Source organism: Halobacterium litoreum, assembly GCF_021233415.1.
GTDB lineage: Archaea > Halobacteriota > Halobacteria > Halobacteriales > Halobacteriaceae > Halobacterium > Halobacterium litoreum.
The window spans coordinates 380,615-406,297 of record NZ_CP089466.1; the positions used below are offsets into that span (position 1 = coordinate 380,615).

Genomic DNA, 25,683 nt, shown 5'->3' on the forward strand with positions numbered 1-25,683 from the left:
CTACACCGGCTCCGCGAACGCGTAGACGGTCTGGTGGCCGGTCACTTCGACGGTCGCGAAGTCACCGGGTTCGAGGCCGTACTCGTCGGCGTTCTGGACGATAATCTGGCGGTAGGCGTCGTCGTAGCACTTCACGGAGTCGCCGGTGCCCTCCTCGACGACGAGCACGTCGCGTTCGGTGCCGACCATCTCCTCGTAGGCCTCGGCGACCACGTCCATCTTCAGTTCGGACATCGCCTTCGAGCGGTCCTTCTTCGTCTGGCCGCCCAGCCCCTTCATGTCGGCGGCGTCGGTGCCGGGGCGCTTCGAGAACCGCGTGACGTTGATTTTCTCGGGACGGGTCTCTCGGAGGAGGGCCATCGACTGCTCGTGGTCGTGCTCGGTCTCGGTGGGGAAGCCGACGATGAAGTCCGTCGACAGCGTCCACTCGTCGAGGTAGTCGTCGAACGTCTCCACGATGTCGACGTACTGTGTGACCTCGTGCTGGCGGCGCATGTCTTCGAGCACGTCGTCGCTGCCGGACTGCACGGGCGCGTGCAGGAAGTTGTAGATTTCGTCGTGCTCGGCGAACACCTCGGCCAGTTCCTCGCGGATGCCGTGGACGCCGCCGGGGTTGGCCATCCCCACGCGGACGCGGAAGTCGCCCTCGATTTCGGTGGCGATGCGTTCGAGCAACTCGGGGAGTTTGCGGTCGCCGGTGTCCCAACCGTAGACGCCCGTGTCCTGTCCCGTAATCCGGATTTCCTTCGCGCCGGCGTGGACGAGCGCGCGGGCCTTCTCGACGTTCTCCTCGACGGGCGGGGAGTCCACGCGCCCGGTCGCCTGCTTCGTGATGCAGTACGAGCAGTTGCTCATACAGCCCCGCGCGATGGGGAGGATGCCGATGACGCCGTCGAGGATGGGTTCGGCGTCGGGCGTCGTCGTCGGGCACTCGCCGTTCGTGACGGCCTCGGGCACCTCGTCCCAGTGCAGGACCTGGGCGTCCACGTCCGCGCTGGCGAACTCCTCGCCCTGCGCGAGCGCCATACACCCCGTCACGATGAGGTCGGCCGTCTCGTCGGCGAGTTCCTCGGCCCGCCGGAGCATGTTTCGCTCCGTCTTCTCGACGACCGTACAGGTGTTCAGGATGGCGACGTCCGCGTCGTCGGCCCCCTCGACTTTGTGGTGGCCGGCGTCGCGGAGCCGCTGCTCGATTTCGCGGCTCTCGCCGCGGTTCGAGGTACACCCGTACGTCTCGATGTGGTACCGGGCCATGCGTCGCTCACCGCTTGGGCGTCGGCGAGGAAAAACGATGCGATACCGCCCGGAACGACGTGCGTGCGCCGCGAGCGGCGACGGCGCGAACGAATCAGCGGTGGTAGCGCTCCGCTACCTGTCGAAGGAGTCGACGATTTCGACGCCGGACGAGGCGCCGATTCGTACCGCGCCCGCGTCGAACATCGCCTGGGCCTGCTCGGCGTTCCCGACGCCGCCGCTGGCTTTGACGGGGAGGTACTCGCTCATCAGTTCGACGTCCGGCACGGTCGCGCCGCCGTCGGCGAACCCCGTCGAGGTCTTCACCATGTCGGCGTATGCCGCCTCGGCGGCCTCGCAGGCGGCGTGTTTCTCGTCGTCCGTGAGGAGCGCCGTCTCGATGATGACCTTCACGGGGAGGTCGGTGGCGTCCACGACGGCTTCGACGTCCTCGCGGACGGTGTCCCGTTCGCCGGCCTTCAGCCGCCCGACGTTGATTACGAGGTCGAGTTCGTCGGCGCCGTCGGCGGCCGCTATTTCGGCCTCCGCGACCTTCGCGTCGGTGGCGTGCTGGCCGTGCGGGAAGCCGACGACGGTGGCGACGGTGAGGTCGTCGGGGGCGTACGCTCGGGCGTCGGCGACGTAACACGGCGGGATGCAGACGTTCATGCCGTACTCGACGGCGTCGTCGACGACGCGTTCCACGTCGGCCGGCGTCGTCTCCGGCCCGAGGACGGTGTGGTCGATTCGCGCGGCGAGTTCCTCGCGGTCCATGGTTGGGGAACGACCGCCGCGCGTTAAAACACCTCCGTCGCACCCAATCCCCGTCGCGTTGTCTACTGTGATAACCACGGCCGAACATTGAAATACGGGAACTGTTGCTTCCGAACTGATGGAGAGGGTGACGAGACGCGAGTGGCTCGCAGCGACGGGGGCCGTCGCAGCCACGACGACTGGCTGTCTGGGGCTCGGGGGTTCGTCGAAACCGGTGACGGTGGGGTCGCTCCTGCCGTTGTCCGGACCGGGCGCGCTCGGACAGGTGGCAGCGCATCACGAACGAGCGGTCGCCGCGGCCGTCGACCACGTCAACGCGGCGGGCGGCATCCACGGCCGCGAGGTCGAGTACGTGCCCAAGGACACGGCGGCGTCGCCGGACGTCGCCGCCGAGGCGTACGCCGAACTCGCGGACGAGGACGCAATCGGCGTCGTCGGCGCGGTCATCTCCGGGAACACCGCGTCGCTGACCGAGACCGCCGCCGAGGACGGGCGACCGCTCGTGAGCCCGGCGAGTACGAGCCCCGGCCTCGCGTCGGCGGGCCGCACGGACGACGCGAAGTTCTTCGGGCGGACGTGCCCGAACGACCGCCAGCAGGCCGCGGTGATGGCGAAAGTGCTCGACGACGAGGGGTACGCGAACGCCGGCACCGTCAGCGTCCTCCACCTGGACGACGCGTTCGGCGCGGCGCTCGCCGACGCCGTCGCGGGCGCGACCGACGCCGACGTGGTCTCGACTGTCGCGTTCGAGGCGTCGAGTTCGACGCCCGCCGAACCCGTGGACGCGGCGCTCGCGGACGAACCCGACGCCGTCGCGTTCGTCGGGACGCCCGGCCAGTCCACGTCGACCCGGAACGAACTGCTCGAGCGACGGTACGACGGGGACGTGGTGTTGAGTTCGGGGCTCGTCCCGTCGAACCCGAGTACGCGCTTCGACGGCGCCTACACCGCGACGGTCGACAGCGCACAGACGGTCGGCACGACGCGTCTCACGCAGGAACTGGCGGACATCGCGCCGCTGATGCCGTACACGACGAACGCCTACGACGCCGCGTTCCTGCTCTCGCTCGCCGCCGAAGCCAGCGACGACGCGTCGCCGGCCGGCGTCGCGGCGAACCTCCGGGCGGTCTCGGGCGGCGTCGGGCACTCGGTGACGGTCCGGGAGTTCGAGCGCGCGGCCACCCTGCTCGGGTCGGGGCGCGCGGTGAACTACAGCGGCGCGTCCGGCCCGGTGAACCTCAACGACGACCTCGAACCGCTGTCGAGTTACCTCGTCGAGCGCGTCGACGAGGGGAGCGTGGAGACACTGGAGTTGCTCCAGCGCACCTTCTTCGGGGGTGGCGAGGCGTGAGCGACAAACTGTCGGGCGTCTTCGAGCGCGTGCTCCCGAACCGCGTGCGGCGGAGTTACGCGTTCAAGTTCAACGCGCTGTTGCTCGTCGTCGTCCTCCTGCTCGCGGCGGCGGGCGGCGTCGTTCACCTCCAGACCCAGCAGTCGGTGGGCGCTGACACGAACGAGGACGTGTCCGGCATCGCGCGCCAGCAGGCCGCGGCGCTCCACGACTGGGTCGTCCAGCAGAAGACGACGACGCGGTTCCTCGCCTCCGACCTCGGGCAGGGCGCGGTGTGGGCGAGCGACATCGAACCGCGCATCGAACAGAAGTTCGCGACCCTCCAGCAGAACGCCCACGCGATACACGTCGTCGGGTCGAGTTCCGGGTCGGTGCTCGCGAGCACCGACGACGACCTGTCCGGCGAGACGCTGTCCAGCGGCGACGTGCCGTGGCTCTCCGACGTCCAGTCCGGCATCAGCGGCGTCCTCGTGTCCGAGCCGTACCAGTCCGACGGCGAGCCCGTGGTGGCGTTCGCGTCGCCCGCCGACCAGGCCGGGTGGACCGTCGTGATGACCGTCTCACTGGAGGGACGCTCGCAGGGCTTCGAGTCGCCGGTGCCGACGGGCGACGTGAAGGTCGTCGACGGCAACGGCAGCGTCGTCTTCGACAACCGGAACCGCGCGCTCCTCGAACCGTACACGACGAGCGACGGGACGCTGCCGTCGGGCGTCGAGACGGCGCGTGACGGCGAGACAACCTTCGACGTGGTTGGCGAGCGCACCGGCATGAGCGACGGCCGATACGCCACCGCGTACACGCCGGTCACGGGCACCGACTGGGTGCTCGCGTACCACGTGCCCCGCGGCGAGGCGTACGCGCTCCAGTCCCAGATTACGACGAGTCTCGCCGCGCTGGTCGCGCTCGCGCTCGTCGGCCTGGTGTTGGTCGGCGTGACCGTCGGGCGTCGCACGTCGAACGCGCTCGACGAACTCGCCGACAGCGCCACGGCGATTTCGAAGGGACGTCTGGACGAGGAGCCGCCGGAGACCGAACGCATCGACGAACTCGGCCAACTGGTGACGTCGTTCCGGTCGATGCGCGCGTACCTCGACACGGCGGCGCGGCAGGCCGACGCGCTCGCCGCACAGGAGTTCGACGACGACGTGCTCGACGAGGACATCCCCGGCGCGTTCGGGGAGTCGCTCTCGGAGATGCACGTCCGCCTCGAAGCCCTCATCACGGACATGGAGGAGGCGCGCGCTGACGCCGAGGAGACGCGCCGCGAGGCCGAACGCCTCAACGAGCAACTGGAACGCACCGCGGCGGCGTTCGGCGACGAGATGTCGGCGGCGGCGGACGGCGACCTCACGCGTCGCCTCGACCCGGACACCGACAGCGAGGCGATGCAGGACATCGCCGAGGCGTTCAACGCGATGATGGCGGAGATGGAGGCGACACTGACGAGCGTCCGAGACATCGCGGACGCCGTCGACGAGTCCACGACGGACGTGTCGACGAGTGCGGACGAGATTCGGTCCGCGAGCGAGCAGGTCAGCGAGTCCGTCCAGGACATCTCCGCCGGCGCGGAACGCCAGCGCGACAACTTAGACGAGGTCGGCGACGAGGTCACGTCGCTGTCCGCGACCGTCGAGGAGATTGCGGCGAGCGCGGACGACGTGGCCGAGACCGTCGAGGAGGCGGCCGAGGCCGGCGAGCGCGGCGCGGACCGCGGCGAGGCCGCGATGCGTGAGTTGGAACGCATCGAGTCGACCGCGCAGGACGCCGTGGCGCGCGTCGAGGCACTGGACGACGCGGTGGACTCCATCGGCGAGGTCACCGCGGTCATCACGGACATCGCGGAGCAGACGAACCTGCTCGCGTTGAACGCGAACATCGAGGCGAGTCACGCCGACGGCAGCGGCGACGGGTTCGCCGTCGTCGCGGACGAAGTGAAGGCGCTCGCCGAGGAGACCAAGGAGTCCGCCGCGGAAATCGAGGACCTCGTCGCCGACGTGCAGGCCGAGGTCGACGACACCGTCGCGGACATGCACGAGTTGGACGACCGCGTGGACGCCGGCACGGAGACCATCGACGAGGCGCTGTCGTCGCTGGACGACATCGTGGACCGCGTCGAAACGGCGAACACGAGCGTGCAGTCCATCAACGAGGCGACCGACGAGCAGGCCGCCTCCACCGAGGAAGTGGTGACGATGACCGACGAGGTCCGGGACCTCAGCGACCAGACCGCCGACGAGGCCCAGCAGGTGTCGGCGGCCGCCGAGGAGCAGACCGCGTCGGTGACGCAGGTCGCGGACCGCGCGAGCGACCTCGAAGCGCGCGTCAGCGAACTCAACGACCTGCTGGAGAAGTTCGACGCGAACGCGGGCGGCGACGGCGACCTCGGGGGCGACCGCGAGGCCGCCGCGCCGGGCGCGACGACGGACGGCGGGTCGGACGAGGAATCGGACGCCGGAACCGACGACGACCCCGACACGCGGACCGACGGCGGCGGCTTCGAGTGGCACTGAACGACTCGGGCGCGTCGCCGAACTCATTTTAGGACCCGGCCGCTTAGCCCTCGTATGCTCGTACCGGAGGTCGAGGAGACGGCTGAGGACATCGCGGAGATGGAGATTCGGGGGGCGGCGACCATCGCCGCCGCGGCCGCCGACGCGCTCGCGGCCCAAGCGGAGGCGAGCGACGCGGAGACGCCCGCCGAGTTCCGCGAGGAGATGCGCTCGGCGGCCCGCCACCTGCGGGACACGCGCCCGACGGCGGTGAGCCTGCCGAACGCGCTCCGGTACGTCCTCCGGGAGATGGAGGGCGAAACGGTGTCGGAACTCCGGGCGACCGCCGTCGACGCCGCGGAGGCCTTCGAGGCGCAACTGGACCGCGCGCAGGACGACCTCGGGGAAATCGGCGCGAACCGACTGCGGGACGGCGACACCGTGATGACGCACTGCCACTCGACGGACGCGCTGGCGTGCGTGAAGGCGGCCCTCGACGACGGGAAGCACATCGAGGCCATCGTGAAGGAGACCCGTCCGCGGAAGCAGGGCCACATCACCGCCGAGCAACTCCGGGAGTGGGGGGTGCCCGTGACGATGGTGGTGGACAACGCGGCGCGGCGCTACCTCGACGACTGCGACCACGTGCTCGTGGGCGCGGACTCCATCGCGGCCGACGGTTCGGTCATCAACAAAATCGGCACCAGCATGCTCGCCGTCGCGGCCCGCGAGCGCGGGACGCCCATCATGGTCGCGGCCCAGACGCTGAAACTCCACCCGGACACGCTCACCGGTCACACCGTCGAAATCGAGATGCGCGACGAGACCGAGGTGCTCTCCGACGAGGAGCGCGAAGCGCTCGGGAACCCCGACGTCGACAACCCCGCGTTCGACGTGACGCCGCCGCGGTACGTCGACGCCATCGTCACCGAGCGCGGGCAGTTCCCGCCCGAGAGCATCGTCACGCTGATGCGCGAGCTGTACGGCGAGGGCACCACCGAGCCGTGGGCGGAGTAGGCCGAGCGCGCGAATAGGAACGCTTTCGGGGCGCGCGCCCGGTCGGCCCGTATGGTCTTGCCCTCTGGGTTCGCGTTGCCGCCGCTCCCCTACCTCGCGGCGGTCGCACTCGCGGTGCTCGCGGTCGGGTGGGCGCTCGCCCGCGACCGCCCGCCGGTCACCGACCGAACCGTCCTCGCGTTCGCGCCGTGGATGGTCGTCGGGTCGTCGCTGTACGTCTGCTACCAACTCGAAATCTTCCCCGAGGGCGTCGCCCCCTTCTTCGGGTCGCCGATCGTCTACGCCTCCACGTTCGCCGTCGCCGGCGCGACGTGGCTCGCGACCCGGCGGACCGCCCGCCCGCTCGCCGGCCTCGCGGGTGTCGGGTCCGCCCTCGCGCTCCTGCCCGTCGCCGCAGCCGTCCACCACGGCTGGGAGGCGGGCACGCTGAACTTCGCGTGGCCGCTCGCTGCCGTCGCCGCGGCAGTCGTCCTCGCCCCCGTCGCGTGGCTGGGGGTCCGCCGGTGGCGGCCCCGAGACGCCGAAATCGTCGGCGCTGCGGGCGTACTCGCCGTCTTCGGGCACGTCCTCGACGGCACCTCCACCGCCGTTGGCGTGGACGTGCTCGGGTTCGGCGAGCAGACGCCGCTGTCGGCGCTCATCATGGAGTTCGCGGCCGAACTCCCGACCGCCGAACTGCTCGGCGTCGGGTGGCTGTTCGTGCTCGTGAAGACCGTCCTCGCGTGTGGCGTCGTCGTCCTGCTCGCCGACTACGTCCGCGAAGTCCGGAGCGAGGGGTTCCTGTTGCTCGCCGTCGTCACCGCCGTCGGCCTCGGCCCGGGTGCGCACAACGTCCTCCTGTTCGTCGCGTCCAATCCCTGAAGTCTTTTAGCCGTCCGTCGCGTCCGTCCGGGGTATGGTTCGAGTCGTCGTCGCCGGCCACGTCAACTGGGACGTCACGCTCCGCGTGGACGAACTCCCCGAACCCGACGGGGAAGCCCAAATCGTCTCACAGCGGCGCTCCGGGGGCGGGAGCGCGGCGAACGTCGCGGTCGCGCTCGCCGGCTTCGACGTGTCGACGGGACTCGTCGGGAGCGTCGGCGACGACGAGAACGGCCTGCTCGCGCGCCGCGAACTCGACGAAGCGCGCGTGAATCTGGACGCCCTCCGCGTCGTGGAGGACGCCGAGACGAGCGTGAAGTACCTCGTCGTCGCGGACGAGGGCGAAGTGATGGTGCTCGGGAACGACGGCGCGAACGAGGCCGTCGCACCCGAACACGTCGACTCAGAGTACGTCGCGGGCGCCGACCACCTCCACCTCACCAGCCAGCGCCCGGACACCGCCGCGTCCCTCGCGCGCACCGCTTCGGAGGCCGGCGTCACCGTCTCCTTCGACCCCGGTCGCCGGCTCGCCGAACGCGACTTCGCCGACACCATCGCGTACACCGACGTCCTGTTCGTGAACGACCGCGAGGCGCTGTCCGTCCTCGACGAGGACGCGACGTACGCCGAGTCGGAACTCAGCGACCGCGTCGTCGTCGTGAAACACGGGTCGGAGGGCGCGACGGCCCACACGCCCGACGGCTCCTACGAACACCCCGGCTTCGACGTGGAACCCCTCGACACCACGGGCGCCGGTGACGCGTTCGCCGCCGGCTTCCTCACGGTCCTGCTGGAGGACGCCGACGCCCACGAGCGCGCGCTGGAGTACGCGAACGCCTGCGGCGCGCTCGCCGCCCAGAAAGAGGGCGCGCGCACCGCGCCGTCCGGCCCCGCCGTCGAGGCGTTCCTCGACGAACAGTTCTAGTGCTGTAGAGCGACACCCTGCGAATTTTTATCGGCAAGACCGACTGACCCCGCCACGACAGCATGACTGACGGGAGACGCGGTCGCGACGCGAACGAAGTCGAGGTGCTCCGGAGCGCGTGCGAGGAGTCGCGTGCCGTCCTCAATGACCAACTAACGGAACTCTCGGACATCGGCGACAAGGCGCTTTGGACCGTCCGCACGTCGATGATAGTGCTCGGCGTCGTCGTCTCGGCAGCCTCGCTCGGCGACGCGAACACGCTCCGACGACTGCACCCCGGTATCCAATTTCTCGCGGCCGGTGGTATCGCCCTCGTTCTCGCGGCTAGCGTCTACGGTCTCGGCACGTACTTCGTTGCGGACCGCGTACGTGGTGTCGGACCAAATTACCGGCATCGGGCACGAGATGGACTTTCCGAGCGTGAGTGGCGTCGAGCGCTCCTCGACGGCTACGGCAAGTGGACTACCGAGATGGAGGTGATTACGTCGTACTACGGCGCACACCTGTTTCGCGCTCAGACGGTCCTCGTGTCGGGCGTGTTCGTGCTGGTCCTCGCCGCAGTTTTATCCATCTGGACGCTGTAATCTCGGCTGTCATGAGTCGAGACTCCGGGTCTGAGGACGGGGAACTGGAGGGACAGCGAGGGACGCGCTCGTCTCCGAGAATCCGGAAGTTCTTCCGCCTGCTCGGCTTCGAGCGCACGCCGAGCGACGAGTAGGCGCGACCACGGTACTAACTTCTCTCGGAGCCTACTGTTCGTATGCGACTCCTCGCCGCCTACCCGGACCGCGTGCTCGCGTGGGAGGACGACAGCGTCACCACCGTCTTCGAGGGCGACGTGCAGTGTCTCGACGCCGGTCCCGCCGGCGTGTACGCCGGCACGAGCGACGGCGTCTACCGGGAGACCAGCGACGGCTGGGAGCGCGCCGTCGGCCTCGGTGACGTGACCGCGGTCGCCGTGGACGACGGCGTGTGGGCGGGCACGGAACCGAGCGCCGTCTACCGGAGCGAGGACGGCGAGACGTTCTCGGAGTGCGGCGGCCTCACCGACCTGCCGTCGAGCGACGACTGGGCGTTCCCGCCGCGTCCCTCCACCCACCACGTCAGGTGGATCGAATCGACGCGAGACCGCCTCTACGTCGCCATCGAGGCGGGCGCGCTCGTCCGCACCGAGGACGGCGGCGAGACGTGGCAGGACCGCGTCGCCTCCGGCCCCATCGACACGCACGGGATGGAGACGCATCCGGACCGCCCGCACCTCGCGTACTCGGCGGCGGGCGACGGCTTCTACGTCACGGGCGACGGCGGCGACGCGTGGCACACCGAGGAGGAGGGCCTCGACCGGACGTACTGCTGGAGTGTCGTCTGCGACCCCGGCGACCCGCCCGCACTCTTGCTGTCGGCGGCCCACGGCCCGCGGCACGCACACGACGCGGGGACCGCCGAGAGTGCGGTCTACCGCCGGAACGGCGACGGCTGGGAGCGCTGTACCGGCCTCCCGGGGCCGGAGGGCTTGCTCGCGTCCGTGCTCGCGACGACGGGCGAAGCCGAAGTCGCGCTCGCGGCGACGAACCGCGGCCTCTACCGCACCGACGATTGGGGCGAGACGTGGACCGAACTCGGCGGCGACTGGCCCGACGGCCTGACAACCGAGCGCCCGCGCGCCCTCGTCGTCGTGTGAGCTTGAAGCGGTAGTATTCAGCGTCGTATCGTCTTCGGATACCATCCCGAAAGCCCCACCCTCAGCCGGGTGGTCAGCCGGTATCGGGTAGGACTGAAAGGGGCGAGGGGCTGCGGGAAGCCGGGCGAAGTAAGCACGCGACCATCGGGAGCGCGCGAAGCGAGCCCCGCGACCGCAGCCCCTCGGGGCTTTCGAGGTGGTATTGACGGTTCCAACAACCGACTCTACACAGTTCCCTAGTGCGAATCCCGACTCTTTTTCTCGGGCTGTGTCGAACGGGCGTGCATGGCAAAACAGCCGCACCTGCTCGTCGAGGAGGGGGACGTCCACGACATCGCGCTGATTCCGGGGGACCCGGGTCGCGTGGACCGCATCGCGTCGCACTGCGACGACAGCGAAGTGGTGGCGGAGAACCGCGAGTACAAGGTCGTCAACGCCACCTACGAGGGCGTCGAGTTGACCATCAGCTCCACCGGCATCGGCTGTCCGAGCGCCGCCATCGCCGTCGAGGAACTGGCGAAGGTGGGCGTCGAGACGTTCATCCGCGTCGGCACCATCGGCGGCCTCCAGGAGGACGTCGAGGTCGGCGACATGATTGTCGCCACCGGCGCCGCCAAGGAGGAGGGGACGAGCAAGCGCTACGAGTCCGAGGTCTACCCCGCCGTCCCCGACTACGACGTGCTCACGAGCCTCGTGGATTCGGCAGAAGCCAACGACGAGGAGGTCCACGTCGGCCCCATCGTGAGCGACGACGCGTTCTACAACGAGAGCGACGAGTACGTCGAGGACTGGAACGACGCCGGCCTGCTCGCCATCGAGATGGAGGCCGCGACCGTGTTCTCGCTCGCGCGCCGCCGCGGCCTCTCGGCGGGCGCCATCTGCACCGTCGACGGCAACCTCGTCGCGGGCAACCAGAAGGGCGCGGACAGCGACGACGAACTCCCGGAGAAGGCGAAGAACAACGTCGCGCGCGCCATCGACATCGCGCTCGACTCCGTCGTCGAGTTGGCGTAACCGACTCCGTTTCTCACACCACCCGCAGGTCTCGCGGGTAGTCGTTGAGGTTCCGGTAGCCGTCCTCGGTGACGACCACGACGTCTTCGAGGCGGACGCCGCCGACGCCCTGCTCGTAGCAGCCGGGTTCGACGGTGACGACGTTGCCGGGTTCGAGTTCGCCGGCGCCCCAGCTCAGTTTCGGTTCCTCGTGGAGGTCGAGGCCGACGCCGTGGCCGGTGGGGTGGTAGAGGCCGTCGTCGGTCGCCTCGTCGGTGCGGAGCGTCGGGTAGCCCGCGGCCTCGAACACGTCGCAGACGGCGTCGTTGACGGCTTCGCCGGTGACGCCGGGTTCGATGGCAGCGAGCGCAGTCTCGTAGGCTTCGCGGGTGACCTCGTACCACTCCCGCACCTTCTCGTCGGGGTCGCCTTTGACGAACGTGCGCGTCATGTCGCCGACGTACCCCGACGCCTCGTCGCGAGGGAAGACGTCGACGATGACGGGCTCGCCGGCGCGAATCGGTCCCGAACCGACTGCGTGGGCTTTCGCGGCCTCGGGGCCCGAGGCGACGATGCACTCGCTGAGTTCACAGCCCGCGTCCCGGAGTTCGGCCTCGATTACCTCCCGGACGCGCTCGCTGGTCACGGTGTCGCCGCCGAGGCGGAGCACGCCGTCCTCGACGGCCGCGTCGGCGAGCAGGGCCTCGACGGCCGCCATCGCGTCCTCGTTCGCGCGCTGGGCGGCGGCGACGGCCTCGATTTCCGCGGGAGATTTCACGGCGCGCACGCCGGTCACGGCGTCGTCGTAGTCGGCAACGACCTCGATGCCCTCGTCGCGGAGCGCGTCGGCGGTCCCGGTCGGGAAGTTCGGCGGGACGGACACCGACTCGACGCCGTAGTCGGCGAGGAAGCGCGCCGTCGCGAGCGGGCCGGCGAGCGCCGGCCCGCGCTCCACGACGAGGTCACCGAAGCCGAACTCTGAGCGCCGGCGCACCGCGTCGGCGTCGCTCTCGGCCTCCGCGCGCGGCGCTTCGAGGTCGGGCACGAGCAAGCGAACCTCGCCGTCGGCGTACAGCGCCACGAACTCGCCGAGCGAGTCCATCCCGGAGAGGTAGCGCTGATTGCTGTCGTCGCCGTCCGCGTCGAGGAGGTAGCCGTCGGTGCCCGCGTCGGCGAGGTGGCCGGTCAGGGCTGGGTACGCGTCGGTCACGTTCGCAGAAGCCGCGTCCCCCGCAATAGGCCTTGCCCGCCTCCGATAGATACTCACAGCCTGGGTGCGCGACCGACCGCGCGACACGGTCCCGGCGAGCGAAAGGCCCAAACCGCTCTCGGTGGACGCTATCGGTATGCTCCGGGAACTGCGGCGGCGACTGGCGGCGGCGCGCCGCCGCGCGTACCGGTTCGAGCGCCGGGAAGCCCGCGAGTTCCGGCGCTGGATAGAGACGACGAGCAACCTCACTCGCGTCTCGGTGTTGCTGTTCGTCCCCCTGCTCGTGGGGCTGGTGACGCTGCTCGCGAACAGCGTCGACCTCGTCTCGTTTCTCCTCTTCCCGCCGCTGGCCTCGGGCACGTACACGCTGTTCTCGGACCCCGAGGGCCGGTACTCGGACCCGCGGAAGTTCGTCGGCGGGATGACCGTCGGCGCGCTCTGCGGGTGGGCGGCGGTCGCGGGGACCGCGACGTACGTCTACCGCGTGCCGCCCGAGGCGATGGGCGCACACGCCGGCGCGGCGGCGCTCGGCGTCCTCCTCACGGGCGTCGCGACGTGGGCGCTGAACCTTGAACTGCCGACCGCGTACTCGACGGCGCTGCTCGTGCTCATCACGGGCACCGCCCAGCTCGCGTACGTGGTGAGCGTCGCGCTCTCGACGAGCCTCGTCGCCATCGTGTTCGTGGTGTGGCGAAACGAGTTCTACGAGGAGCGCGCGCGCTACCTCTACCAGACGACGAAAGCCGACGACCACGTCATCGTGCCGATGCGGGGCGAGCACGCGAACCAGACCGCGATGTTCGGCGCTCGCATCGCGGCCGCCCACGACGCCGGGAAGGTCGTTCTCTTGGACGTCGTGGCCGACGAAGACGTGGCGGCCGCCGAGCGCGCGAGCATCGACGGCGAGCGCGCCGACTACATCGACGAACCGGAGTCGGCGGCCGAGGAGCAGGCCGCGGACGCGGCGGCCCGGGAACTCGAACAGCAGGCGTCACGCATCGAGACGCGCGTCGGCGTGCCCTGTGACGTGGTGGTCGCGGTGGCCGACGGCGACCCCTCCCGGACCGTTCTGCGCGCCGCCGACGAGACGAACTCGGATTTGGTGGTCGCGCCGTTCGAGACCGAGCGCGGGTCGCTCACGCCGTTCGTCCGCGGGCTGTTCGGGAGCGACACCGACGTGGTGGCGTTCCGGGGGGACGGCGAGCGAACGCGCTGGAAGCGCATCATGGTGCCCGTGCGGTCGGCGTCGGACACCGCTCACGCGATGCTGGACTACGCGCAGCGTCTCGCGGGGAAGACCGGGAGCGTCAGCGCCTGCTCGTGTATCGACGCGGAGCGGGACCGCCGCACCACGGAGTCGATGCTCGCGAACCTCACGGAGACGGTGGATTCGCGCTGCGAGACGCGCGTGTCGCGGTCGGACGTCGAGGAGTTCCTCCGGCGGAACGACAGCCACTACGACCTCGTCTTCCTCGGCGCGAGCACCGACCGGTCGCGGGCGTCGAAGTTCGTCTCGCGCCCGACCTACGAGCGCGTACAGGACATCGAGACGGACTTCGCCGTCGTCCACATGGGTTAGGCGTCCTCGTCGAGCGCGGCGTCGAGACCCACGTCTTCGGCTTCGCGCTCGGCCTTCCGGTCGCCGAACGCGGAGCGCGCGATGAACCGCGCGCCGATGACTGCGGGGCTGATGACGGTGTCGGCGCCGGCACGCCGGAGTTTCGCCTCGTTCTCGCGTTCGGTGGCGGCGGCGACGACGCGCACGTCCGGGTGGGTCTCGCGCACGGTGAGGATGTCGAGGGCGTCCTGTCCGTCGTCGTTGGTCGCCGCGACCACCGCGCGGGCGCGGTCGACGTTCACGCGCTCCAGTGACGCCTCGTCGCTGGGGTCGGCGACGAGGACGTTCACGTCGCGCTCGCGGAGCCGAGAGGCGGCTTCGTCGTCGTCCGTGAGCACGACGAGTTCGCGGCCGGCGGCGCGGAGTTCTTCGAGAATCGGTTCCGTCAGGTCGCCGTAGCCCGCGACGACGACGTGGCCGTCGAGGGACTCTAACTGGCTCTGTGTCATGCGTCCGAGTGCGCTCGCGAACCGGGCTTCGAGGGCGGGGCCGAGCAGCGCGCCGAGCGCGATGGCGAAACTCGCGGTGCCGAGCACGAGCACCGAAAGCGAGAACAGTCGCGCTTCCTGCGTGGCGGGCGTCACGTCGCCGTATCCGACGGTGCTGGCGGTGACGAGCGTGTAGTAGAACGCGTCCAGGGGCGTCTCGACGGCGGGGAAGCCGTCGCGGAGCGCCCACGTGCCGACCGTCCCGTAGGCCTGCACGCCCACGAGCGCGATGCCCGCCGCGAGTTTGCTGGTGGAAAGCGAGATGCGGCGGTCGAAGCGCCCGCGCGCCACCGCGAGCACGGGAAAGGCGAGCACCGACAGCACGACGAGAGGCACCGAGTACGGCGTCGCCTGCACGACGCCCTGTGCGGCCGTCACGGGGAGCAGAATCATCGTGGAGTACCACGCCGCGCGCAGGCCGCGGCGCAGGCCGAGCGCGCTCCCGACCATCAGAAAGCCCGTGATGGCGCCCGTGAACTCCGCCGTCTCGCTGGCCGACGCGGGCACCACGTCCGCGAACGGCCCGAAACTCGCGCCCGGGTCGACGATGCCGAGAATGCCGACGAGGACGGACAGCGCGGCCACCGCGAGCGTCAACACGACGGCGACGCGCCCGGTCACTCGTTCGACGCCCGGCAGGTCCATACCAGTACGCGGGACGGCGCCCCTCTTGAAGGCGGCGGCGCGACGGCGGGCCGACGGCGACACGGGGGCGCCACGGCCCGACGTGGCCGGACGGTAGCGTTTTGGTCGGGGCGCGTCTGGGTGGCTGGTATGACTTCGACTCCCGTGCAGGTCCTGCAGGGCATCTATCTGGGGCTGCTGGCGGGCGTCGTCCCGGCGCTCGTGGCGTTCGCGTTCGGGTTCCTCTTCAAGTACGTGACCGGACTCTCGATTCCGGCGTTCGGCGTCGTCGTCCTCGGCGTCGCGCTCGCCGGCGTGAACGGCGGTCTGCTGGCGTTCGCCGACCCCACGATAACGCAGGCGGCGAACTCCACGACGCTCGTCGTGGCGCTGCTGGTGGTGTCGCTGTCGACGTTCTACATGCACGCCGTCGGCGACCGACTCGGCGCGGAACTCCCGAGACGCATCACGCTCCGCGCGCTCCGCGAGCGCACGCTGAACGCGGACGTGGTGAGTCTCGTCGGCGGCAGCCGCGAGGTCACCGTGCGCGTCGTCGGCGCGGTGCGGGACGTCGAGGGCTACCCGCCGCTGTCCGACACCTTGCGCGCGGAGATTCGGGACGTCGAGTGGCGGTTCCCCGCCGACCTCCCGCTGTCGGAACTCGAAACGCGGTTCGCCGACCGCCTGCGCTCGGAGTTCGACGTGCAGGAGGCCTCGGTAACGCTGGACGAGCGCGCTCGCGCGAGCGTCGCCGCCGCGCCGCCCGCCGCCGGCGTCTCGAAGCGCACGCCGGTCGGGACGCGCGCCGTCTCGGTGCAGACGCTCGTCCCGTCGGGCGTCGCGCGCGGCGACGAGGTGTCGCTGCTCGTCGGCGACGACCGCGTGGACGGCACCGTCGTCTCGGCGAAGACCGGCGTCACCCCGGACGGCGACGCCGACTCGGCGGCGGACGTGCGGCCGGACGGCGGCGAGGAGACAGTAGAGCGCGAACCGACGCCGGCGCCGACCACCACCGGCGGCGTCGGTCGGCTGACGGTCGCCGTCTCGCGGTCGGACGCCGAGCGCCTGCTCTCGGCCGCGGACGCGCGCGTCGTCGTGAAATCGCGGGGGACGCGCCGCGAGTACGAACTGCTCGGCGTGCTGCGGCGCGCCGGTCAGCGCGTCCGCCGGGTCTCGCTCCGCGAGGACTCGCCGGTGGTCGCGGACGCGAAGACGGCGGCTGACGTGCGTGACGAGTTCGGCGTCGCGGTGCTGGCGGTGCGCTCGGGCGGCGACTGGACGGTCGCGCCGCTCGGTGACGCCGCGCTCGCGGGCGAGGTGTTCGTCGCCGGGTCGCGGGCCGACCTCGACCGGTTCGCGGAGGTGGCGGCGTGACCGCGTTCGCGCCCGTCCTCGACGAGTTGCAGATGGCGACCGTCGCGGAGGCGGCCGGACTGGCGCTCGGCGCGGGCGTCGCCGTCGCGGTGCTCGCGGCGGCGTTCCGGTGGTACTTCCGGCAGCGCGTGCCGTTCGGCGTCGCCCTGCTCGTGGACGCCGCCGTGGTGACGCTGTACCTGAACACGCGGGTCGCGCTCGGCGACGCGGTCGCCGGCGAGACGGACGCGCTCGCGCCGCTCGCGGTCGGGTTCAACCTCGCGGTGTTCGGTGCGGCCGTGGTGTTGGTGCCGGCGGCGCGCCGCGCGGGCGACCGCGTCGGCGTCCAACTGCTCGCGGCGACCGGCACGCGGGAACTGGAGGGCGAGGTCGGGCAACTCGTGCAGGCGGTCGGGCGCGCCGTCGCCGTCGAACTCCCCGAGGACATCGACGACATCGAGGGGTACGACCCGGTCGCGCCCGCCGTGAAACGCGACCTCGCGGGGCGCACGCTCATCTTCCCGCGCCGGCTCACCGTCGAGCAGTTGCGGGACCGCGTCGTCACCCGCCTCAAAGACGACTACGAGGTCGGCTACGTGGACGTGGAAGTCGAGAAGGACGGCACCGCGACGTATCTCGCGCTCGGCCGCCGCACCGCCGGTATCGGGCACACGCTCCCGCCGGGCACGGCCGCGGTCGCGGTGCGCGCCGACCCGCCGAACGCGGCGGGCGCGGGCGACCTCGTGCAGGTCTGGGAGACGACCGGCGAGTCGCCCGAGCGCGTCGCGACGGCCGAGATACGCGGCGTCCACGAGGACGCGGTGACGCTCTCGCTCGACGAGTACGACGCGCGCGGGCTGGCGGGCGGCGACTATCGCCTGCTCACGCTCCCGTACGAACCGGGCGCGGACCGCCAGTTCGCGAGCCTGCTCCGTGGCGCCGACGAGACGATGACGGTGGCGACGGTCGCCGCGGACAGCGACCTCGACGGCGCGACGGTCGGCGACGTGGCGGGGACGGTGGTCGCGGTGCGGTCGGCCGACGGCGTGGACGCGATTCCTGCCCGCGACCGCGTGCTCGCACCCGAGGACACGCTGTACGTGGTCGCGCGACCGGACGCCGCCCGGAGACTCGACGCCGCGGTCGCGGCGCCCGACGCCGCCGAGTCCCCGTAGCACCTATGGGGGGCGACGGCGGACTGACGGGCATGGAGTGGAAACTGTTCGCGGACCTCGCGGAGGTCGGCGGCGACAAGCACGTCGACGTCGCGGTGGGCGCGGACGCCACGGTCGGCGACGCGCTCGACGCGCTCTTGGACGCGCGCCCGGCGCTCCGCGACCGCGTGCTCACCGAGGACGGCGACCTGCGACCGCACGTCAACGTCCTGCACAACGGCGAGAACGTGCGCACGGAGGGCGACGGGCTCGCCCAGTCGGTCGAGTCGGGCGACGAACTCGCGATGTTCCCGCCGGTGAGCGGGGGCTGATGTACGAACTCGCACACCGCGGGTTCGCGGGCGTCGCGCCAGAGAACACGCTCGCGGCCGTCGAGAGCGCGGTGAATCGGGCGCACGGCGTGGAGGTGGACGTCCAACCGGCGAGTGACGGCACCCCGGTCGTCTTCCACGACCACCGACTCGATGCCGAGGCGGACTCGCGGGGCGTCACCGACCGGTCGGGGTTCGTCTGGGACGCCACCCCGGACGAACTCGCGGACGCGGACGTGCTCGGTTCGGGAGAGGGCGTGCCGACGCTCGCCGACGTGGCCGGCGTCGTGCCGGCGGGCACGGAGTTCCACGTCGAACTGAAATCGCCCGGAAGCGAGGACGCGCGCCTCGGCCTCCCGGGGCCGGACGCCTCGCAGTGGCGGCCGTTCGTCGAAGCCGTGACCGACGCGCTCGCGGACTGCGACGCGCCCGTCGTCTTCTCCTCCTTTTTCGACGGCGCGCTGGAGGCCGCCCGAGAGGTCGCCCCCGACACCGCGCGCGCGGCGCTCTGTCTGGACGCCGACCGCGGGCTGACGCGCGCCAGCGAGTTCGACTGCCGGGCGTTCCACCCGCCACTCGACGCGGTGGACGCCGACCTCGTGGACCGCGCCCACGGGAACGGCCACACCGTCAACGTCTGGACTATCGAGAACTGGCAGGACGCTCACGCGTGCCGCGAGGCGGGCGCGGACGGCGTCATCACCGACTACCCGGGCGTGCTGGCGTGGGCCGACGGCGGCGCGGGCTGGTAGTCAGGTCTGCTTCTCGAAGTGGCGAATCGAGCGGTCGGTGCCCGCGACGACCACCTCGTCGGCGGCCTCGATTGTCGTCGATTGGTCGGTGCGCACGTCGCCAGCGCGGACGACCGCGACGACGGTCCAGCCGTGCTCGGGGTCGCTCGCGCCCGCGAGCGTCTTTCCCGCGAACGGCGCCGCGTCGGCGCGCACCAGCCGAATCTGGCCGACCGGGTCCATCACGCGCTCGCCGTGGACTTCCGCGGCGACGAGCCGCGCGCAGACCCGCTGGACGGACAGCACGTAGTCGGCGCCCGCGCGCACCGCCGGCGACGCCTTCTCCTCGTCGGTGACGCGCACGAGGATTTCGAGGTCGTCGGCGAGCGACCGCGCCATCGCCACCGCGAGCAGCGTCGTCGCGTCGTCGTCGACCGTGACGACCAGCGCCGACGCGCCCTCGACGTCGGCCTCGCGGAGCGTCTCCGGTTCGGTCACGTCCCCGACGACGTCGGGGTCCGCGTCCGCGCGCTGGTCGACAGTCGTCGCGGACACCTCCTCGGGGAGCGCGTCGACGGCCGCCTGCCCGCCCTCGCCGAGCCCCGCGACGACCACGCGACCGCGACTCGCCGCGGGGCGCCGGACGCCCGCCACGTCGTTGGCCACCTCGTCGAGGACGCCTTCGGGCCCGGCGACGACGAGGACGGTGTTCGGCGTGAGGCGGTCGCCTGACGACGGCGGTATCCGGAGTTCGCCGTCGAACCACCCCGCGACCAGCGACAGTTCCGGGTGCGCGGCGACCGGCGAGTCGCCGACGCGGACGCCGTGCAGGTGGCTGCCGCGCCGGACGAGAATCTCCCGAATCGCCACGTCGTCGCCGACGCTCTCGGGGAGGGCGACGGGCGTCGTCGCTTTCTCCGCGAGTCGCGCGCCGATGAGGGCGTGGGGCGCGACGCTGCGGTCGACGCCGACCTCCGCGAGCGCGGCCTTCCGGCGCGTCGACGGCGTGAAACTCACGACCCGGAGGTCCTCGTTCAGGTCGAGTGCGGTCAACACGACGCTCGCGGTGCGGTCGCCGGCGTCCGTGATGAGCAGGGACGCCTTCCCGATGCTCGCGCGCTCGAGGTCGGCGGCGTCCTCCGGGTCGCCGTTGATTGCCTGATAGCCGTCGTCCGAGAGGCGCTTGGCTTCCTCCTCGTCGGACTCCACGAGCACGTAGTCGACGTCGAGCGCTTCGAGTTCGTCGAGCAGGACTTCGGTGTCGCGGCGGTACTCCGCGACGACGACGTGGTCGTCCTTCGGCGAGAGGCGGTCGTCGAGATTCAGGGGCGTGCGCTCGAACAGCGGAATCACGAGCACGCGCAGGGTGACGAACCCGATGACGACGCCCGTCACCTGCATCAGCGCGACGAAGAGGTTCATCCACGGCGTCTCCCACGGCGAGTCCGCGCCGAACCCCGTCGTCGTCAGCGTCTCGATGACCGTGTTCAGCGCCTGAAACGGCGTCCGCGGTCGCCCCTCCAGCGTCCGCATTCCCCAGTAGTAGGTCGCCGTGAACACGAGTACGACGGTGACGAGGCCGCCGAGGAACGCGAGCAGGAGTCGCTGGCGGCGGGTGAGGTCACTCGGGTCGCGTGGGAACCGGAGGTCGCGCATCTGCCACGTCGATTCTGGCCGATGCGTGATAACGTTTCGCAGAAACGTCGGCGTCGCCGTGCCGGGCACCCCCGAATACTTCCGAGCGTCAGTCGAACCCGGCGTATGGTCGAACGCGACCGTCCGGCGGACGCGGACCCGTTGGCGTGGATTAGAGCACAGACGCCCGTTCTGCAGTCACTGGCCGAGGACAGCGCCGAGCGGTCGCCACTCGACGGGCTGACCGTCGCCGTCGCGTCCCACCTCGAACCGAAGACGGGGGTGTTCGTCGAGACGCTCCACGAGGCGGGCGCAGACGTGCTGTTCACTGGGAGCAACCCCCACAGCGTCCACGGGGACGTGGTCGCGCACCTCGACGACCTCGACGGGGTTCGCGGGTTCGCGTGGGAGGGGATGGACCACGACGACCTCGACATCGCCCAGCACGAACTCCTCGCGGCGGGGCCGGACGTCGTCTGCAGCGACGGGGCGGAACTGCTGGTGAAAGCCCACGCCGAACACCCCGAGGTGGCCGACGACCTCCTCGGGGCCGCCGAGCAGACCACCTCGGGCGTGAGCCGGGTCGAGGCGATGGACGCGGACGGCGCCCTCTCGGTGCCGGTCTACCGAGTCAACCACACGCCGGTCAAACACTGGTTCGACAACGTCCACGGCACCGGCGAGAGCGCGCTGGCGAACGTGATGCTCTCGACGAACACCGTCCTCTCGGGTTCGACCGTCGTGGTCGCCGGCTACGGCTACGTCGGGCGCGGCATCGCACAGAAAGCCCGCGGCATCGGTGCCCGCACCGTCGTGACGGAGGTGGACCCGCGGAAAGCCCTCCAGGCGCACATGCACGGCCACGAGGTCCGCCCGATGGCCGAGGCCGCGTCAGAGGGCGACCTCTTCGTCACCGCCACCGGCAACTGCCACGTGATTCGCGAGGAGCACTTCGACCGGATGCAGGACGGCACAGTCCTCTGTAACGTCGGCCACCGGAACGTGGAAATCGCCATCGACGACCTGCGCTCGATGTCCGTCGACCGGGCGGAGATGGGCGACGGCATCACCTGTTTCGAACTCCCCGACGGCCGCGTCGTCAATCTGCTCGCCGACGGGGAACTCGTGAACTTGGCGGGGCCGTTCAGCCAGGGCCACCCGGCGGGGGTGATGGACACCACGTTCGGTGCGATGTTCGCGACGGTGCGCCACCTGGCGACGGCGGACGAGGTGCCGGCGCCGGGCGCGTACGACGTGCCGACCCGAATCGACAGAGAGGTCGCCAGCCGGAAACTCGACGCGCTCGGCGTCGACGTCGACGAGATGACCGACCTCCAAGAGGAGTACTTGGCGTCGTGGGACCGGGAGTCGGTCGTCTGACCGGGAGTCGTGGTACCCCGACCCTCGGAAGTGTTATCCGTGGGACGCCCTTCTCTCTGTTCGCAATGGCAGAAGGGAAGGTTGACTTCTTCAACGACACTGGCGGCTACGGTTTCATCTCGACTGACAGCGACGACGTGGACGACGACGAGGACGTGTTCTTCCACATGGAAGACGTCGGCGGCCCGGACCTCGAAGAGGGTCAGGAAGTGGAGTTCGACATCGAGTCCTCCCCGAAGGGACCGCGCGCGACGAACCTCGTTCGTAACTAAGGCGGCGCCGTCCGTCGTCCGCTGTGACGGCTGACGTTTCCGTTTTCTCCCACTATCACACTGCGTAGCTACGGCGCTGGCGTTCCGCCCGCCGCGGTTACGCCGACAATTCACTCGCCCGGAGCCGAAGGCACGGCGTCCCCGCGCCGAGTCGACAGCCCCCGGCGGGATTCAGAAGTCGCGTCCCGCTACCGCCGGTCGGTCAAATCGCACTCCAGTGCGAACTTCGGTTCGTCGCTGATGCCGGCGCGCGTGTACGCGGCGTCCGTGACGTGCTGGGTGGACTCGGGGATGAGGACGCGCGTCTCGTCGGCGCCGAGCGCGGCGGCGTCCTCGGCGATGGCGGCGAACAGGACGCGGGCGGACTCGGTGTCGTCCCACGTCGCGGCGCCGTACTCCGCCCAGTGGACGTCCTCGCCGTCGTCGTTCTCGCGGTCGTAGTCGCGCACGCGGAACGCCATCGCCGTCGTGCCGTCGTCCTGTACCGAGAACACCTCGGCGTCGTCGCTCGCATCGTGGAGCGTGTCGCGGGTGAGTTCGCGGAGCGCCCACGACTCCTCGTCGTCGAGCGCGAGGCCGCCGAGCACGTCCCGGCCGTCGCTGCCCATCCACTGCGTCCACGCCGCGTCCGGGTCGTTCTCGACCGTGGCGTCGGTGTCGAGGCCGGCGAGCGCGTCCTCGCGAGGGTCCGGGTGGGCCCACCGGAACTCGATGCCGGGTTCGAAGCCGGCGTCGCGGGACGCGCCGAGGCCGGCGTCGTTCCACGAGAACACCATGTTCCGGGCGACCGTCGCGCCCTTCTCGGCGGCCCAGTCGAAGGCCGCCTCGTTCAGCAGGCCGGCGATGCCCTCGCCCCGGAACTCGGGGTTCGAGCGCATCCCCTGCAGCCACGCCTCGTGCTCGGAGAGCAACACGGCCTGACAGATGCCGCCGACGTCGTCCCCGGTGTCCACGACGAACGTGCGCTGGGTGTCGCCGTCGCCGGCGATCCAGTCGTGGTAGACCTGCGGGATGTAGTCGCCGCTCCGGTCGGTCCAGATTTCGCTCGTGAAGGCGGCGACGTCGTCGTAGTCCTCGGGCGTCGCCTGCCGGACGGTGAGTTCCTCCGAGGTCATTGCCACGGCGTCGACCGCTCGGTGATTTCGCCCGCGAGCGGTTCCTGCATCGTCGCCGCGGGGTCGTCGCTGTTCGCGAGCGCCCACATCAGTTTCACCTTCGCGGTGCCGGGGAGCATGTCCTCGCCCTCCACGACGCCCGCGTCGAGCAGGTCCCGGCCCGTGTCGTAGACGCGGTCGCAGACGCGGCCGTCGAGGCACTGGCTCGTCATGACGACGGTCGTGCCGTCGTCGACCAGTTCCTCGATTGTCTCCACGAAATCGGTGTGGACGTGCCCGAGGCCCGTTCCCTCGACGACGACGCCGCTCTTGCCCTCGCAGGCCTCGAAGAACGCCTCGTCCATGCCGGGCGTGAACTTCACCAGTTCCACGTCCTCGTCGAGGTCGGGCGCGATGTCGAGGGGCGCCTCTTCTCGCTCGGTGTACGCCTTCGTGAACGAGACGCCGCGCGCGTCGCCCGTCGCGTCCTCGCTCGCCTCGTCGTAGTCGACGTAGCCGAGCGGTTCCGCGCCCACGGTCTCGAAGGCGTCCCGGCGACTGGTGTGGTTCTTCCGCACGCGGGTGCCGCGGTGGAGCGCACACCGGTCGTCGCTCTCGGAGGCGTGCATGCAGACCATCACCTCGGCGGCGTCGGCCTTCGCGGCCTCCACCGAGCAGACGGCGTTCATCACGTTGTCCGAGGACGGCCGGTCGGCCGAGCGCTGACTCCCCGTGAACACGACCGGGACGGGCGTGTCGAGGACGAACGACAGCGCGCTCGCCGAGTACTGCATCGTGTCCGTGCCGTGCATCACGACGACGCCGTCCGCGCCGTTCTCGATTTCCTCGTGGACGGCCTCGGCGAGGTCCTGCCAGATGGGGACCTCCATGTTCTCCGAGAGGATGTTCGCGACGACGCGCCCGCGGTAGTTCGCGCGCCCCGCGAGGTCCGGCACCGCTCGGAGCACGTCCTCGGCGTCGAACTGCGCGGTGACAGCGCCGGTGCGGTAGTCCACCGTCGACGCGATGGTGCCCCCGGTGGAGATGAGCGCGATGGTCGGCAGGTCGTCGTCGAACTCGACGGCCGAACTCGCGTCCTCGCCGGCGTCGCCCTCGACGTCGAAGACGCCCGATTCCAGTACCTCCACGTCGGCCCCGTCGCGGTCGACGCCGACGTTGTAGCCGGAGTCGAGTTTCACGACGAGGTGGTCCGGCGACGCCGACGGCAGCAACACGCCCTCGTGGGTCGCGCCCTCGCGTTCGACGCGCACGCGGTCCCCTGCGTCTGCAGTCATACGCGATGAGTTCCGGGGCGGCGGAGGAAAAGGTTGCTACTCCGCGATGCGCCACTCGCCGCTCTCTCGGGTCACCACGTCTCGCTCGTCGAGGGTCTCTAGGACGCCCTCGACGAGCGGCTCCGGGGCGTCCAGCCGGTCGGCGAGCACCTCGACGGTGCGGTCGCCGTCCGCGAGCGCGGCGAGCACGTCGGCGTACAGGCGCTCGTGGCCGTCGCCGACGGCGTCCGCGAGGCGGTTCTGCACGTCCGCGAGGCGGCCCTGCACCCAGCGCTGAGCGAGCGACAGTTCGCGTTCGAGGTCCTTCAGGTCCTCCAGTTTCGCCGCCAACTGGGCGACGTCGTCCTCGCGTCGGTCCTCGACGCGCACCGAGATGTGCTGACAGCGCGTCAAGTCGAGGTCCGCGCTCGCGGGGTACGCGGACTTCGCGCCGAAGTCGAACGGGGACAGCCGGACCTCCAGTCGCAGATTCTCGGCGATGTGGAAGTACTTGCGGCGCTGGTCGTCGACCTGTGACTCGACGAGGCCGGCCTCCTCCAGTCGCCGGAGGTGGTCGATGACGGCCTTCGGGCTGACGCCGATGTACTCCGAAATCTCCGTGACGTAACAGGGCTTGCGGGCGAGCAGGCTGAGGATGCGCCTGCGGTTCTCGTTGCCCAGCAAGTCGAGTAACGCCCCGGAGTCCATTACGCGGACGTTGACGGTCAGCGCTGAAAAGGGTGTCTGCTTCGGCGGTGGAAATGCGCGACGGCTTAAGGGTTCGCCGGAGCGCTTATCTGTTATCGTGGTAAACGTTAGCACGCATGTTCGAGGCGTTCTCCAGCGGCTACTACCTCGGACGGTTGTACGTCGAACCCGCGGCCGGCGAGCGCGCGGCCATCAACCGCGCGCACCACCGGCGGGTCAACGAGCAACTGTACACAACCGACGAAGGCATCTCGCGGACGGACCTCCCGCTCGTGATGAAACTCGGCGAGGCACACCTCGCCGTCGACGGCGAGGACGACGTGCCCGAGCGGACACTCGCCGTCCCCGAGCGACTACTGGAGCGCCTCGACGTCCCGAACCCGCCGACGCTCGAGGAGGTGTTGCTCGCGAAACGCGAGCACGCGCGCCGCCTCCTCGACATCGGCGCGGTGTAGCCCGCCCTCGATTTTCCGCGGACAACGAGAG

The 25,683-nt window shown here is 70.6% G+C and carries 25 protein-coding genes; 17 read left to right on the forward strand and 8 right to left on the reverse strand.

The annotated features are described in order from the left end of the window. Both LT972_RS02110 and deoC read right to left on the reverse strand, forming a co-directional pair. Positions 1–1,254 carry a tRNA (N(6)-L-threonylcarbamoyladenosine(37)-C(2))-methylthiotransferase gene (locus LT972_RS02110; protein ID WP_232571544.1) on the reverse strand — a complete coding sequence of 418 codons (1,254 nt, stop codon included), beginning with the start codon at positions 1,252–1,254 and terminating at the stop codon, positions 1–3. Positions 1,255–1,368: 114 nt separating this feature from the next. Next, positions 1,369–2,007 (reverse strand): deoxyribose-phosphate aldolase, encoded by a 639-nt coding sequence (gene deoC, locus LT972_RS02115; RefSeq protein WP_232571545.1) that lies wholly within the window; start codon positions 2,005–2,007, stop codon positions 1,369–1,371. Positions 2,008–2,125: 118 nt separating this feature from the next. Here deoC and LT972_RS02120 point away from each other — a divergent pair, with 118 nt between their 5' ends. The 9 genes from LT972_RS02120 to LT972_RS02155 all read left to right on the forward strand — a co-directional run bounded on the left by LT972_RS02120 (position 2,126) and on the right by LT972_RS02155 (position 11,345). Then, on the forward strand, positions 2,126–3,358 hold the full coding sequence (locus LT972_RS02120) for an ABC transporter substrate-binding protein (protein WP_232571546.1): 1,233 nt from the start codon (positions 2,126–2,128) through the stop codon (positions 3,356–3,358). Then, the gene (locus LT972_RS02125) at positions 3,355–5,868 is read left to right on the forward strand and encodes a methyl-accepting chemotaxis protein (protein WP_269780541.1); all 2,514 of its coding nucleotides are present in this window, start codon (positions 3,355–3,357) and stop codon (positions 5,866–5,868) included. Before LT972_RS02120 ends, LT972_RS02125 begins: the two co-directional genes overlap by 4 nt. A 54-nt stretch (positions 5,869–5,922) precedes the next feature. Then, positions 5,923–6,864, forward strand: a complete 942-nt coding sequence (locus tag LT972_RS02130) for a ribose 1,5-bisphosphate isomerase (RefSeq protein ID WP_232571547.1) — start codon at positions 5,923–5,925, stop codon at positions 6,862–6,864. 51 nt (positions 6,865–6,915) lie between these two features. Then, complete coding sequence (locus LT972_RS02135; protein ID WP_232571548.1) at positions 6,916–7,725, forward strand: DUF63 family protein; 810 nt, start codon at positions 6,916–6,918, stop codon at positions 7,723–7,725. A gap of 34 nt (positions 7,726–7,759) precedes the next feature. Beyond that, positions 7,760–8,650 carry a carbohydrate kinase family protein gene (locus tag LT972_RS02140; protein ID WP_232571549.1) on the forward strand — a complete coding sequence of 297 codons (891 nt, stop codon included), beginning with the start codon at positions 7,760–7,762 and terminating at the stop codon, positions 8,648–8,650. Positions 8,651–8,712: 62 nt separating this feature from the next. Beyond that, positions 8,713–9,234: a hypothetical protein gene (locus LT972_RS02145; RefSeq protein WP_232571550.1), complete on the forward strand. Its 522-nt coding sequence runs from the start codon at positions 8,713–8,715 to the stop codon at positions 9,232–9,234. 11 nt (positions 9,235–9,245) lie between these two features. Beyond that, the gene (locus LT972_RS14845) at positions 9,246–9,368 is read left to right on the forward strand and encodes a hypothetical protein (protein ID WP_269780542.1); all 123 of its coding nucleotides are present in this window, start codon (positions 9,246–9,248) and stop codon (positions 9,366–9,368) included. A gap of 42 nt (positions 9,369–9,410) precedes the next feature. Beyond that, a complete protein-coding gene (locus LT972_RS02150; RefSeq protein WP_232571551.1) occupies positions 9,411–10,331 on the forward strand; it encodes a WD40/YVTN/BNR-like repeat-containing protein in 921 nt (306 codons plus the stop codon). Between the two features lie 285 nt (positions 10,332–10,616). Then, positions 10,617–11,345: a nucleoside phosphorylase gene (locus LT972_RS02155; protein WP_232571552.1), complete on the forward strand. Its 729-nt coding sequence runs from the start codon at positions 10,617–10,619 to the stop codon at positions 11,343–11,345. Positions 11,346–11,358: 13 nt separating this feature from the next. On the opposite strand, the gene LT972_RS02160 is transcribed toward LT972_RS02155, so the two are convergent. Further along, positions 11,359–12,534, reverse strand: a complete 1,176-nt coding sequence (locus LT972_RS02160) for a M24 family metallopeptidase (RefSeq protein ID WP_232571553.1) — start codon at positions 12,532–12,534, stop codon at positions 11,359–11,361. A gap of 136 nt (positions 12,535–12,670) precedes the next feature. Here LT972_RS02160 and LT972_RS02165 point away from each other — a divergent pair, with 136 nt between their 5' ends. Continuing rightward, positions 12,671–14,113, forward strand: a complete 1,443-nt coding sequence (locus LT972_RS02165; protein WP_232571554.1) for a universal stress protein — start codon at positions 12,671–12,673, stop codon at positions 14,111–14,113. Here LT972_RS02165 and LT972_RS02170 read toward each other — a convergent pair. Next, positions 14,110–15,285 carry an NAD-binding protein gene (locus LT972_RS02170; protein WP_232571555.1) on the reverse strand — a complete coding sequence of 392 codons (1,176 nt, stop codon included), beginning with the start codon at positions 15,283–15,285 and terminating at the stop codon, positions 14,110–14,112. The genes LT972_RS02165 and LT972_RS02170 overlap by 4 nt on opposite strands. A 129-nt stretch (positions 15,286–15,414) precedes the next feature. Between LT972_RS02170 and LT972_RS02175 the strand changes: the two genes are divergently transcribed. Genes LT972_RS02175 through LT972_RS02190 form a run of 4 tightly spaced genes read left to right on the forward strand, consistent with a single transcriptional unit; the run spans position 15,415 to position 18,855 of the window. Beyond that, positions 15,415–16,638, forward strand: coding sequence for a potassium transporter TrkA (locus LT972_RS02175; RefSeq protein WP_232571556.1), 1,224 nt, complete (start codon positions 15,415–15,417; stop codon positions 16,636–16,638). Continuing rightward, positions 16,635–17,792, forward strand: coding sequence for a potassium transporter TrkA (locus LT972_RS02180; protein ID WP_232571557.1), 1,158 nt, complete (start codon positions 16,635–16,637; stop codon positions 17,790–17,792). The genes LT972_RS02175 and LT972_RS02180 overlap by 4 nt, the downstream gene beginning before the upstream one ends. 32 nt (positions 17,793–17,824) lie before the next feature. After that, positions 17,825–18,103: a ubiquitin-like small modifier protein 1 gene (locus LT972_RS02185; RefSeq protein WP_232572638.1), complete on the forward strand. Its 279-nt coding sequence runs from the start codon at positions 17,825–17,827 to the stop codon at positions 18,101–18,103. Further along, on the forward strand, positions 18,103–18,855 hold the full coding sequence (locus tag LT972_RS02190; protein ID WP_232571558.1) for a glycerophosphodiester phosphodiesterase: 753 nt from the start codon (positions 18,103–18,105) through the stop codon (positions 18,853–18,855). The genes LT972_RS02185 and LT972_RS02190 overlap by 1 nt, the downstream gene beginning before the upstream one ends. Here LT972_RS02190 and LT972_RS02195 read toward each other — a convergent pair whose 3' ends face one another. After that, on the reverse strand, positions 18,856–20,490 hold the full coding sequence (locus tag LT972_RS02195) for a potassium channel family protein (RefSeq protein WP_232571559.1): 1,635 nt from the start codon (positions 20,488–20,490) through the stop codon (positions 18,856–18,858). A 105-nt stretch (positions 20,491–20,595) separates the two neighbouring features. Here LT972_RS02195 and LT972_RS02200 point away from each other — a divergent pair, with 105 nt between their 5' ends. Beyond that, positions 20,596–21,849, forward strand: coding sequence for an adenosylhomocysteinase (locus LT972_RS02200; protein ID WP_232571560.1), 1,254 nt, complete (start codon positions 20,596–20,598; stop codon positions 21,847–21,849). Positions 21,850–21,914: 65 nt separating this feature from the next. Next, positions 21,915–22,121 (forward strand): cold-shock protein, encoded by a 207-nt coding sequence (locus LT972_RS02205; RefSeq protein ID WP_058982123.1) that lies wholly within the window; start codon positions 21,915–21,917, stop codon positions 22,119–22,121. A 188-nt stretch (positions 22,122–22,309) separates the two neighbouring features. Here LT972_RS02205 and LT972_RS02210 read toward each other — a convergent pair whose 3' ends face one another. The 3 genes from LT972_RS02210 to LT972_RS02220 are packed head-to-tail and all read right to left on the reverse strand — an operon-like array spanning position 22,310 to position 25,197. Then, positions 22,310–23,236 carry a GNAT family N-acetyltransferase gene (locus LT972_RS02210; protein ID WP_232571561.1) on the reverse strand — a complete coding sequence of 309 codons (927 nt, stop codon included), beginning with the start codon at positions 23,234–23,236 and terminating at the stop codon, positions 22,310–22,312. Continuing rightward, positions 23,233–24,510 carry a Glu-tRNA(Gln) amidotransferase subunit GatD gene (gene gatD / locus LT972_RS02215; protein ID WP_232571562.1) on the reverse strand — a complete coding sequence of 426 codons (1,278 nt, stop codon included), beginning with the start codon at positions 24,508–24,510 and terminating at the stop codon, positions 23,233–23,235. The genes LT972_RS02210 and gatD overlap by 4 nt, the downstream gene beginning before the upstream one ends. Before the next feature lie 36 nt (positions 24,511–24,546). Beyond that, positions 24,547–25,197 (reverse strand): ArsR/SmtB family transcription factor, encoded by a 651-nt coding sequence (locus tag LT972_RS02220; RefSeq protein WP_232571563.1) that lies wholly within the window; start codon positions 25,195–25,197, stop codon positions 24,547–24,549. Positions 25,198–25,313: 116 nt separating this feature from the next. On the opposite strand from LT972_RS02220, the gene LT972_RS02225 reads away from it, so the two are divergent. Next, positions 25,314–25,652, forward strand: a complete 339-nt coding sequence (locus LT972_RS02225; RefSeq protein WP_232571564.1) for a DUF5802 family protein — start codon at positions 25,314–25,316, stop codon at positions 25,650–25,652. The last annotated feature ends 31 nt before the right edge of the window (positions 25,653–25,683 follow it).

Coding starts and splice junctions, on each gene's coding strand:
- LT972_RS02200 (WP_232571560.1), top strand. CDS start 20,596: ATGGTCGAACGCGACCGTCCGGCGGACGCGGACCCGTTGGCGTGGATT.
- LT972_RS02130 (WP_232571547.1), top strand. CDS start 5,923: ATGCTCGTACCGGAGGTCGAGGAGACGGCTGAGGACATCGCGGAGATG.
- LT972_RS02170 (WP_232571555.1), bottom strand. CDS start 15,285: ATGGACCTGCCGGGCGTCGAACGAGTGACCGGGCGCGTCGCCGTCGTG.
- deoC (WP_232571545.1), bottom strand. CDS start 2,007: ATGGACCGCGAGGAACTCGCCGCGCGAATCGACCACACCGTCCTCGGG.
- LT972_RS14845 (WP_269780542.1), top strand. CDS start 9,246: ATGAGTCGAGACTCCGGGTCTGAGGACGGGGAACTGGAGGGACAGCGA.
- LT972_RS02190 (WP_232571558.1), top strand. CDS start 18,103: ATGTACGAACTCGCACACCGCGGGTTCGCGGGCGTCGCGCCAGAGAAC.
- LT972_RS02225 (WP_232571564.1), top strand. CDS start 25,314: ATGTTCGAGGCGTTCTCCAGCGGCTACTACCTCGGACGGTTGTACGTC.
- LT972_RS02110 (WP_232571544.1), bottom strand. CDS start 1,254: ATGGCCCGGTACCACATCGAGACGTACGGGTGTACCTCGAACCGCGGC.
- LT972_RS02140 (WP_232571549.1), top strand. CDS start 7,760: ATGGTTCGAGTCGTCGTCGCCGGCCACGTCAACTGGGACGTCACGCTC.
- LT972_RS02210 (WP_232571561.1), bottom strand. CDS start 23,236: ATGACCTCGGAGGAACTCACCGTCCGGCAGGCGACGCCCGAGGACTAC.
- LT972_RS02165 (WP_232571554.1), top strand. CDS start 12,671: ATGCTCCGGGAACTGCGGCGGCGACTGGCGGCGGCGCGCCGCCGCGCG.
- LT972_RS02175 (WP_232571556.1), top strand. CDS start 15,415: ATGACTTCGACTCCCGTGCAGGTCCTGCAGGGCATCTATCTGGGGCTG.
- LT972_RS02120 (WP_232571546.1), top strand. CDS start 2,126: ATGGAGAGGGTGACGAGACGCGAGTGGCTCGCAGCGACGGGGGCCGTC.
- LT972_RS02155 (WP_232571552.1), top strand. CDS start 10,617: ATGGCAAAACAGCCGCACCTGCTCGTCGAGGAGGGGGACGTCCACGAC.
- LT972_RS02150 (WP_232571551.1), top strand. CDS start 9,411: ATGCGACTCCTCGCCGCCTACCCGGACCGCGTGCTCGCGTGGGAGGAC.
- LT972_RS02220 (WP_232571563.1), bottom strand. CDS start 25,197: ATGGACTCCGGGGCGTTACTCGACTTGCTGGGCAACGAGAACCGCAGG.
- LT972_RS02145 (WP_232571550.1), top strand. CDS start 8,713: ATGACTGACGGGAGACGCGGTCGCGACGCGAACGAAGTCGAGGTGCTC.
- LT972_RS02135 (WP_232571548.1), top strand. CDS start 6,916: ATGGTCTTGCCCTCTGGGTTCGCGTTGCCGCCGCTCCCCTACCTCGCG.
- LT972_RS02205 (WP_058982123.1), top strand. CDS start 21,915: ATGGCAGAAGGGAAGGTTGACTTCTTCAACGACACTGGCGGCTACGGT.
- gatD (WP_232571562.1), bottom strand. CDS start 24,510: ATGACTGCAGACGCAGGGGACCGCGTGCGCGTCGAACGCGAGGGCGCG.
- LT972_RS02185 (WP_232572638.1), top strand. CDS start 17,825: ATGGAGTGGAAACTGTTCGCGGACCTCGCGGAGGTCGGCGGCGACAAG.
- LT972_RS02195 (WP_232571559.1), bottom strand. CDS start 20,490: ATGCGCGACCTCCGGTTCCCACGCGACCCGAGTGACCTCACCCGCCGC.